2 protein-coding genes are annotated in these 2,775 nt (G+C 72.9%); both read left to right on the plus strand.

Annotation, left to right across the window (positions count from 1 at the left end; genetic code table 11):
* Positions 1-135 precede the first annotated feature (135 nt).
* Positions 136-1,722: a site-2 protease family protein gene (locus AWZ10_RS23285; RefSeq protein WP_079104432.1), complete on the plus strand. Its 1,587-nt coding sequence runs from the start codon at positions 136-138 to the stop codon at positions 1,720-1,722.
* Positions 1,723-1,869: 147 nt separating this feature from the next.
* The coding region (locus AWZ10_RS23290; protein WP_063809784.1) for a tRNA (adenine-N1)-methyltransferase at positions 1,870-2,775 on the plus strand (906 nt) is incomplete at its 3' end.

The raw sequence follows: 2,775 nt of genomic DNA on the forward strand, positions 1-2,775 counted from the left end.
CCGACCCACCCCACCCCCGGCGAGCCCGTCACCACCTCCGAGGCCCTCCGAGCGGCAGACGCTCCCGAGGACACCGGCGACTCGGAAACCCCGGACGCCTCCAAGCCCACCGGCGCCACCGAGGAACAGAGCGCCATCAAGGGGCAGAGCACCGCCGGGGAGCAGAACGCCGCTGACGGACAGGGCGCCACCGAGCACCACGGCGCCGCCCCCGAACCAACCGCACCAACCGCTCCCAGGGCCTCCGGCGACTCCGGGCCCCCGGCCCCGTCAGACGACCCCGCACACGAGCCGTCCGCGGCAAACCCCGTGCACAGGCCGTCCGCGGCCTCGGCGGACCCACCACCGTCGGCCCCGCCGAACGAACCCCCGACGGACCCGGCCGGCCGTCCCTCGGCGGACGCCGTGGACGAACCGGCGGCGAACCCGGTGAGCGAGCCCTCCGCGGCGGACCCGGAGACCCCGGCCGACCTGGACAAGGCGCCGGCGGACGAGCCGGAGCGCACGGCGACTTTCGCCCGCCCCCACGCCCCCTCGGGCGCCGCACCCAAACCGCCCCAACGCCCCAAGGACCCCGGTGGCGGCATCCTCATGGGCCGCCCCTTCGGCGTGCCCGTGTACGTCGCACCCAGCTGGTTCCTCGTCGCCGCCCTGATCACCTGGGTCTTCGGCGGCCAGCTCGACCGCGTCCTGCCCGAACTCGGCGCCCTCCGCTACCTCGTCGCCCTGTTCTTCGCGGTCGCCTTCTACGCCTCCGTACTCGTCCACGAACTCGCCCACACCATCGCCGCCCTGCGCTACAAGCTGCCGGTGCGCCGCATCCAGCTCCAGTTCTTCGGCGGCGTCTCGGAGATCGAGAAGGAGTCCGAGACCCCCGGCCGCGAATTCGTCCTCGCCTTCGTCGGCCCCCTGCTCTCCCTGATCCTCGCGGGCATCTTCTACGTGGCCATGCTGGCCGTCGAACCGGGCACCGTCCCCGGCGTCCTGCTCGCCGGCCTGATGATCTCCAACCTGATCGTCGCCGCGTTCAACCTGCTGCCCGGACTGCCCCTCGACGGCGGCCGCATGCTCCGCGCCGTCGTCTGGAAGATCACCGGCAAGCCCATGACCGGCACGATCGCCGCCGCCTGGGTCGGCCGCGCCCTCGCCGTCTCCGTCCTCATCGGACTGCCGCTGCTCACCCAGTCCGGACTGCTCGGCTCGGCCGCCGAGGACAGCGTCGGCATGGACACCGTCCTGGACGCCCTCCTCGCCGCGATCCTCGCCGCGATCATCTGGACCGGCGCCGGCAACAGCCTCCGCATGGCCCGCCTGCGCGAACACCTCCCAGAACTCCAGGCCCGCGCCCTCACCCGCCGTGCGGTCCCCGTCGAGACCGACACCCCCCTCTCCGAAGCCCTGCGCCGCGCCAACGAAGCCGGCGCCCGCGCCCTCGTCATCGTCGACCTCGACGGCGAACCGGTCTCCCTCGTCCGCGAGGCCGCCATCGTCGGCGTACCCGAACACCGCCGCCCCTGGGTCGCCGTCAGCGGCCTCGCCCAGGACCTCACCGACGGCATGCGAGTCTCCGCGGAACTCGCCGGCGAAGACCTCCTGGACGCCCTCCGCGCGGCCCCCGCCACCGAGTACCTGGTCGTGGAGCAGTCGGGCGAGATCTACGGAGTCCTCTCGGCGGCGGACGTGGAGCGTGCCTTCGTGAAGGCGATGGCAAGGCCCAGCTGAGCGCACCGACGAAGGCGCGGGGCCGCGTTCGACACACGACTCCGCCGCGCGTGCGTGACCAGCCACGACGAACCCGCGCCGCCCACGGACCCCAGCTCACCGAGGCCGTGGTCAGCGAGCCCCCCGGGGACCGGTACGCTGACTCACATGTCCGAACCGACCGGTGCCGCCCGCCGTCGCGGGCCCTTCAAGGTCGGGGACCAGGTCCAGCTCACCGACCCCAAGGGACGCCACTACACGTTCACGCTCGAAGAGGGAAAGAACTTCCACACCCACAAGGGTTCCTTCCCGCACGACGAGCTGATCGGCGCTCCCGAGGGCAGTGTTGTCCGCACCACGGGGAACGTCGCCTACCTGGCGCTCCGCCCCCTGCTCCCCGACTACGTCCTGTCCATGCCCCGCGGCGCCGCCGTGGTCTACCCCAAGGACGCGGGGCAGATCCTCGCCTTCGCCGACATCTTCCCCGGCGCCCGCGTCGTCGAGGCCGGCGTCGGCTCCGGCTCCCTCAGCAGCTTCCTGCTGCGCGCCATCGGCGACCAGGGCATGCTGCACAGCTACGAGCGCCGCGAGGACTTCGCCGAGATCGCGCAGGCCAACGTGGAGCGCTACTTCGGCGGCCCCCACCCCGCCTGGCAGCTCACCGTCGGAGACCTCCAGGACAACCTGAGCGACACCGAGGTCGACCGCGTCATCCTCGACATGCTCGCCCCCTGGGAGTGCCTGGAGGCCGTCTCCAAGGCCCTCGTCCCCGGCGGCATCGTCTGCTGCTACGTGGCGACCACCACCCAGCTCGCCCGCACCGTCGAGTCCATCCGCGAGATCGGCTGCTTCAACGAGCCGAGCGCCTGGGAGTCGATGATCCGCAACTGGCACATCGAGGGCCTGGCCGTCCGCCCGGACCACCGGATGATCGGCCACACCGGCTTCCTGCTCACCGCCCGTCGCCTCGCCGACGGCGTCGAGCCGCCCATGCGCCGCCGCCGCCCCTCCAAGGGCGCCTACGGCGAGGACTACTCCGGCCCCAACGCCGACGGCGGCGCAACGCGGCCTCCC

The organism is Streptomyces europaeiscabiei, assembly GCF_001550375.1.
Taxonomy (GTDB): Bacteria; Actinomycetota; Actinomycetes; order Streptomycetales; family Streptomycetaceae; genus Streptomyces; species Streptomyces europaeiscabiei.